This window comes from Acutalibacter sp. LFL-21 (assembly GCF_025630755.1).
Taxonomy (GTDB): Bacteria; Bacillota; Clostridia; order Oscillospirales; family Acutalibacteraceae; genus Acutalibacter; species Acutalibacter stercoravium.
Genome location: NZ_JAOTNT010000022.1, coordinates 1 through 5,809, shown reverse-complemented (window position 1 = coordinate 5,809; position 5,809 = coordinate 1). Strand labels below are relative to the sequence as shown.

9 protein-coding genes are annotated in these 5,809 nt (G+C 51.1%); 7 read left to right on the top strand and 2 right to left on the bottom strand.

The window, feature by feature from the left end:
* Window positions 1–353, bottom strand: a 353-nt coding sequence (locus ODJ80_RS13845) for a helix-turn-helix domain-containing protein (protein WP_263042541.1), incomplete at its 3' end; no start/stop codon positions are given.
* Between the two features lie 233 nt (window positions 354–586).
* Here ODJ80_RS13845 and ODJ80_RS13840 point away from each other — a divergent pair.
* On the top strand, window positions 587–1,207 hold the full coding sequence (locus ODJ80_RS13840; RefSeq protein WP_015537325.1) for a CHC2 zinc finger domain-containing protein: 621 nt from the start codon (window positions 587–589) through the stop codon (window positions 1,205–1,207).
* Complete coding sequence (locus ODJ80_RS13835) at window positions 1,182–2,555, top strand: DNA primase family protein (protein WP_215659260.1); 1,374 nt, start codon at window positions 1,182–1,184, stop codon at window positions 2,553–2,555. Before ODJ80_RS13840 ends, ODJ80_RS13835 begins: the two co-directional genes overlap by 26 nt.
* Window positions 2,556–2,606: 51 nt before the next feature.
* Here ODJ80_RS13835 and ODJ80_RS13830 read toward each other — a convergent pair whose 3' ends face one another.
* A complete protein-coding gene (locus ODJ80_RS13830) occupies window positions 2,607–2,924 on the bottom strand; it encodes a hypothetical protein (RefSeq protein ID WP_263042540.1) in 318 nt (105 codons plus the stop codon).
* A gap of 114 nt (window positions 2,925–3,038) precedes the next feature.
* On the opposite strand from ODJ80_RS13830, the gene ODJ80_RS13825 reads away from it, so the two are divergent.
* The 5 genes from ODJ80_RS13825 to ODJ80_RS13805 form a co-directional block, all read left to right on the top strand.
* The gene (locus tag ODJ80_RS13825; RefSeq protein WP_015534241.1) at window positions 3,039–3,257 is read left to right on the top strand and encodes a hypothetical protein; all 219 of its coding nucleotides are present in this window, start codon (window positions 3,039–3,041) and stop codon (window positions 3,255–3,257) included.
* A gap of 2 nt (window positions 3,258–3,259) precedes the next feature.
* Window positions 3,260–4,240 (top strand): MobV family relaxase, encoded by a 981-nt coding sequence (gene mobV / locus ODJ80_RS13820; protein ID WP_263042539.1) that lies wholly within the window; start codon window positions 3,260–3,262, stop codon window positions 4,238–4,240.
* Window positions 4,230–4,415: a hypothetical protein gene (locus tag ODJ80_RS13815; protein ID WP_015574444.1), complete on the top strand. Its 186-nt coding sequence runs from the start codon at window positions 4,230–4,232 to the stop codon at window positions 4,413–4,415. The genes mobV and ODJ80_RS13815 overlap by 11 nt, the downstream gene beginning before the upstream one ends.
* A 61-nt stretch (window positions 4,416–4,476) precedes the next feature.
* A complete protein-coding gene (locus tag ODJ80_RS13810) occupies window positions 4,477–5,481 on the top strand; it encodes a virulence RhuM family protein (RefSeq protein WP_263042538.1) in 1,005 nt (334 codons plus the stop codon).
* A gap of 32 nt (window positions 5,482–5,513) precedes the next feature.
* Window positions 5,514–5,809, top strand: a 296-nt coding sequence (locus ODJ80_RS13805; protein ID WP_263042542.1) for a recombinase family protein, incomplete at its 3' end; no start/stop codon positions are given.

Below are 5,809 nucleotides of genomic sequence, written 5' to 3'. Positions count from 1 at the left end.
ACTTCTGCAAAGCGCGGACTTTCCAGCAGGCGGTTGACGATCTCCGCATTGGCTTTCCCAGTATACAGATTCCGCGCTGCCTGCACCGACAGGCCCAGTTCTTCAATATCAAAATTTGTCCGGTCGGGCGTGTTGACTTCCCCCAGCAGGAAATCTGTGGAGACTTCAAACACTTTCGCAATGCGGAGCAAATGTTCTGTGCTGATCTTATCAGTCTTACCGCTGACAAACCGGCTGATGGCGCTCTCGGTGCTGCCGATGCGGGTCGCCAGCTGTGCCTGGGTAATTTTATGTTCCTTCATAAGCTCCTGCATCCGCTGCCGGATATTGCCGGGCAGATAGGCTCCCTCCATGTGACGCACCTCTCTTCTGAAAACTCTCTTTATCCATTATACCTGATAAAACCAGCGCGGGCAAATGCTTTCCGCTGGCTTCGCCGCTCTGAGGTCTTGCATTTTTGCAAGATTTCAGGGCGGCGTTTTTTCATTTCTTGCACTTTTAGCGGATTTTTCGGTTTATAGTCTTTTTTCCCGTATATTCAGGCAGACGGGCAGATACCGTCAATAAATAATGGAGGACAAAGCCTATGAATTTATTTGAAACTGTAAAATCCGCTGTCACCGTGAAGCAGGCCGCCGAATACTACGGCTGTAAGGTCAACCGGGGCGATATGATCTGCTGCCCCTTCCACGATGACCGGCATCCCAGCATGAAGCTGAACAGGGATTATTTCTATTGCTTTGGCTGCGGGGCTACCGGGGATGTGATAGATTTTGTGGCGCGGCTGTTCGGCCTGAGCAGCTACGAGGCCGCAAAGAAGCTGGCCTATGACTTTGGCATCGACCCGGACAAGCCCCCGGCAGCGATGGCTTTGAAAAAGCCCTATCCGCTGGCGCGGGCTTTCCGCAACGATGAGATACACTGCCAGCGGGTGCTCTGCGATTATCTGCATCTGCTGGAACGCTGGAAGGTCGAATATGCCCCGCAATCGCCGGAGGATGAACTGGATGACCGCTTTGTGGAAGCCTGTCATATGATCGAGTATGTAAATGATTTGTTGGACGTTCTCATGTTTGCGGAACTGAAGCAGCGTGTGAAAGCGGTGGATATGCTGCTGAAGGACGGCACTATCACCGCGCTGGAGCAGCGGCTCAGACGTCTGGAAAAGGAGGTGCAGCACCGTGGCGAAGAACGAGCAATCGCGTGAGGCCAACCAGCCCATCTGGTTTGACGGCAAGAGTATCAATGAAGCCCTGTTTTGTGATGATTTTCTCGGCAGACACAAAATCATCTACACAAACGGGGCTTTTTTCACACCTGATGGCCGCGTGACCGATGAGCTGCCACTGCGTGGAGAAATTTTTGAGGAACTGAAATGCTGCGCGGTCAGCAATATCCCCCGCAAAATCAGCAATATCGTGGAGCTGATGAAGCTGGCGGCGCTGGTAGAGGATTTCCCGCCGGAGGCTGACCGCATTCATCTGGCAAACGGCACGTTGTTTCTGGATGGCTCCTTTACGGAGGGAAAACCGGACATCGTGCGTTGCCGCCTGCCGGTGGCCTATAATCCCGATGCGCCCACGCCGACCCGCTGGCTGGCTTTTCTGGATGGGCTTCTTTACCCGGAGGACATTCCCACTTTGCAGGAATATATCGGCTACTGCCTGATCCCCAGCAACAAGGGACAGCGCATGATGGTCATTAAGGGCAATGGCGGCGAGGGTAAGAGCCAGATCGGCGCGGTGCTGTCCGCCCTGTTCGGCAGCAACATGAAGGACGGCAGCATCGGCAAAATTTCCGAGAACCGTTTTGCTCGCGCTGATCTGGAACACATTCTGCTGTGTGTCGATGATGATATGCGGATGGAGGCCCTGCGGCAGACCAACTATGTCAAATCCATCGTCACCGCACAGGGTAAAATGGATTTGGAGCGTAAAGGCAAGCAGAGCTATCAGGGATGGATGTGCGCCCGGCTGCTGGCATTCAGCAATGGCGACTTGCAGGCTCTCTTTGACCGCAGTGATGGCTTTTATCGGCGGCAGTTGGTGCTGACCGCCAAAGAGAAACCTGCCGACCGTGTGGATGATCCCGACCTGGCAGAGAAGATGAAGGCCGAGGTGGAGGGCATTCTGCTGTGGGCTTTTGCGGGATTGCAGCGGTTGGTAGCGAACAACTTCAAGTTCACCGAGAGCCAGCGCACCAGAGAGAACCGGGAGGCCGTCAAGCGGGACAACAATAACGTGTTTGATTTTCTGGAATCCGAGGGCTATATCCGGCTGAAAGCGGATGCGTCCATCAGTTCAAAGGATTGCTACGACATTTACCGGATGTGGTGCGAGGAAAATAGCCTGACTGCACTCAAACGCCGCAGCTTCAGCGATGCGCTGGTGGCAGCCTGCGGTAAGTACAATCTGGAACACTGCAACACGATTACCAATTCGGCAGGACGCCGGGTATGGGGCTTTATGGGGATCGAGGCAGTGGCAAGGCCGCATATAAACGAGTTTACGGACGCTTCACAGTGTACGTACGTACCGGAAGACTGGCGGGATTGATTTCCGATCTGGTCGCCGGTACGTATGTACGCAGCGATTGACCCTGTTACCTCATATATTGTAGAGGCGCTTCATTTGGATAAAGTGGTCGTGCCCATTTTGGGAATAACCAAAACGGACAGGAAACGCAGTAATTTTATAGGCATATTTTGAAGCAATCGCAAAACGGCGAAATGTTTCTCTATGCTCCGCATACAGTTCGCTGGACAGCGGCTCACGGAACAGAGTACAGGTTGCACCGTTTCGCGCCAATACAGCCAGAACAGTGAAAAACCCCGCATTTCCGCAAAGCCGAATATTCCGCCGTTGACCAATGGTGCGCGGGGAAACATTTCTATCGCAAAACAGCATTTGCACAAATTTCACCATTGACCAAAGCCGGTGCGCTCCCCAGCGTAGCCGGTTCTTTTTATGACGCAACAGAAAATCATGTTTTAGTTGTCAAGTGGCAAAGGGCGTCACTTGCGAAAATGGAGGATTACCATGAAATCAAGTATCCGAAACGAAATCAAGGCGCAGATCATCCGCGCCGGTTACACCATGCAGGAAGTCGTTGACCAGCTGCACGATGAATATGGTTGGAGCGACAGCGTATCCAATCTTTCCGGGAAATTGCAGCGGGAATCACTGCGGTATCGTGAGGCCGTGGAGTTGGCTGATGTGTTGGGATATGACATTGTCTGGCAGAAACGGAGGGATTGAGCATGGAAAAAGCACAGTACGCGATTATGCGATTTGCAAAATACAAGGGGCCTGAAATCGGCAATATCGAGGCCCATAACGAGCGCACAAAGGAAAAGTACGCCAGCAATCCCGATGTGGACACCAGCCGAAGCAAGTACAACTTCCATCTTGTCAAACCGCTCGGCAAGTACCGGACGGAATCGGAACGGCAGATTGCCGCCGCCGGATGCCGTACCCGGAAAGATAGTATCCGTATGATCGAGACGCTGTTGACTGCCAGCCCGGAGTTCTTCAAGGGGAAGAAACGGGCGGAGATTCGGGTGTTTTTCGAGGAAGCCCTGCACTTTCTGGAACAGCATCAATCCAAAGAGACAATTATATCTGCCGTGGTGCATATGGACGAGAAAACGCCCCATATGCACCTTTGTTTTGTCCCGCTGACCGAGGATGGCAGGCTTAGCGCCAAAGATATTATGGGCAATAAAAAGAAGCTGACCTGGTGGCAGGATGAGTTTTGGAAACACATGGTCAAGAGGTTTCCAGATTTGGAGCGCGGTGAGAGTGCCAGCCAGACCGGGCGCGACCATATCCCACCCCGCGTGTTCAAGGAGATGACCCGGCTGACCAAACAGAAGGACAAACTGGAGGATCTGCTCGCCGGAATCAATCCTTTCAACGCCAAAAGCCGGGCGGAGGAAATTTGCAAAATTTTGGATACCTATCTTCCCAGCGTGGAGAAGATGGACACGCTGCTGCGGAAATATGGCGTGGCTTTTACGAAAACAGCATCCGAAAATAAAAAGCTGAAAACGAAAAATGCTGAACTGGAAGAATCTCTTGCATCGGCGCAGAAGGTCAGCACCCTAAAGCAGATTGAAGACCTCAAGCTGCGGCGCGACTATGACAGTGCTGTGGCGATTTTGGAGCAGATACCGGCAGAAGTATTGGATTTTTACAAACAGCCTCACAAAAAAGAAAGGGAAACTGCCTATGATCGATGAATGGAGCGGTTTTGCAGACCTGCTGGCCAACCTGATTGAGAAGTACGCTTCGGAGTTGGATGTCGAGAACCTGCCCGCTCCGGCGGTTCCGCTTGAGGATCAGGACAGCGCGGCAGCAGATAAAAAAGAATCTGTTTTCAAGCCGGAAGCAGTTGCAGGCAAAATTGCTGCATGATATAATAGACGTGATATAAGAGTCCAAACAAATTTATGATTGAAAACCGAGGTGAATGCGAATGGAATACTCAAACGATAACCTGTTCGGTTCTGAAATGATGATCTATACAACGGAAGATGGTTTAACCAAAATTGAGACAACCTTTGACGGCGATACCGTCTGGCTTTCTGCTGATCAGATGGCCGAGCTGTTCCAGCGGGATAAGTCCACGATTTCAAGGCATATCAAAAACATTTTCACCGAAGGTGAGCTTGTACGCGATTCAGTTGTTGCAAAATTTGCAACAACTGCTACGGACGGGAAAACCTATCAGGTTGAATACTACAATCTTGATGTGATTATTTCGGTCGGCTATCGTGTAAAATCCAAACGCGGCACCCAATTTCGCATTTGGGCAACTGGGATTCTGAAAGAGTATATGCGAAAAGGGTTTGCCTTGGATGATGAACGCTTGAAAAATTTAGGTGGCGGTGGATACTTCAAGGAACTGTTGGAGCGCATCCGGGATATCCGCGCCTCAGAGAAAGTATTTTACCGGCAGGTTTTGGAAATCTACGCTACCAGCATCGACTATGATCCCCATGCGGAGATTTCTGTCCAGTTTTTCAGAAAAGTCCAGAATAAAATCCACTATGCCATTCATGGGCAAACAGCGGCTGAGGTCATTTACACGAGAGCGGACGCTGAAAAGGAATTTATGGGACTTACCACATTTGCCGGAAAGCACCCCACGCTAAAAGAGGCTGTAATTGCAAAGAACTATCTGAATGAAAAGGAACTTCGTGCAATGGGTCAGCTTGTTTCCGGGTATCTGGATTTTGCGGAACGTCAGGCGGAACGGGAACAGGTTATGACCATGAAAGACTGGGCGGAACATCTGGATCGCATTCTTTCGATGAGCGGCGAGCAGCTGTTGCAAGGAAACGGGAGTGTGAGCCATAAACAGGCCGTGGAGAAAGCAACCACCGAATACAAAAAATACAAGGCCCGGACGCTTAGTGAAGTGGAAAAGGACTATCTGGATTCCATCAAGGTGCTGGAGCAGAAGACAGAGAAAAAATAAGAGGCTGTAGTTTCCCTATGGAGAGCAGACAGATGAAGAAAGAGAAGACAAAAGTTTACACCTATACCAGGGTCTCCACCGCTATGCAGGTGGACGGCTACTCGCTGGATGCGCAGAAGGCCAAAATGAAGACATATGCCGACTACAATGATTATGAGATTGTCGGTGAATATGAGGATGCGGGAAAGTCCGGCAAGTCTATCGAAGGTCGGGCGCAATTCAGCCAGATGATGGAGGACATCAAATCCGGTAAGGATGGCGTGTCCTATGTTCTGGTGTTCAAATTGTCCCGGTTTGGCAGAAACGCGGCGGACGTGCTCTCTTCCCT

Bases quoted from the DNA above. Each gene is read 5' to 3' on its own strand.
- ODJ80_RS13810 (WP_263042538.1), top strand. From the start codon at position 4,477: ATGGAATACTCAAACGATAACCTGTTCGGTTCTGAAATGATGATCTAT.
- ODJ80_RS13815 (WP_015574444.1), top strand. From the start codon at position 4,230: ATGATCGATGAATGGAGCGGTTTTGCAGACCTGCTGGCCAACCTGATT.
- mobV (WP_263042539.1), top strand. From the start codon at position 3,260: ATGGAAAAAGCACAGTACGCGATTATGCGATTTGCAAAATACAAGGGG.
- ODJ80_RS13840 (WP_015537325.1), top strand. From the start codon at position 587: ATGAATTTATTTGAAACTGTAAAATCCGCTGTCACCGTGAAGCAGGCC.
- ODJ80_RS13830 (WP_263042540.1), bottom strand. From the start codon at position 2,924: ATGGTGAAATTTGTGCAAATGCTGTTTTGCGATAGAAATGTTTCCCCG.
- ODJ80_RS13825 (WP_015534241.1), top strand. From the start codon at position 3,039: ATGAAATCAAGTATCCGAAACGAAATCAAGGCGCAGATCATCCGCGCC.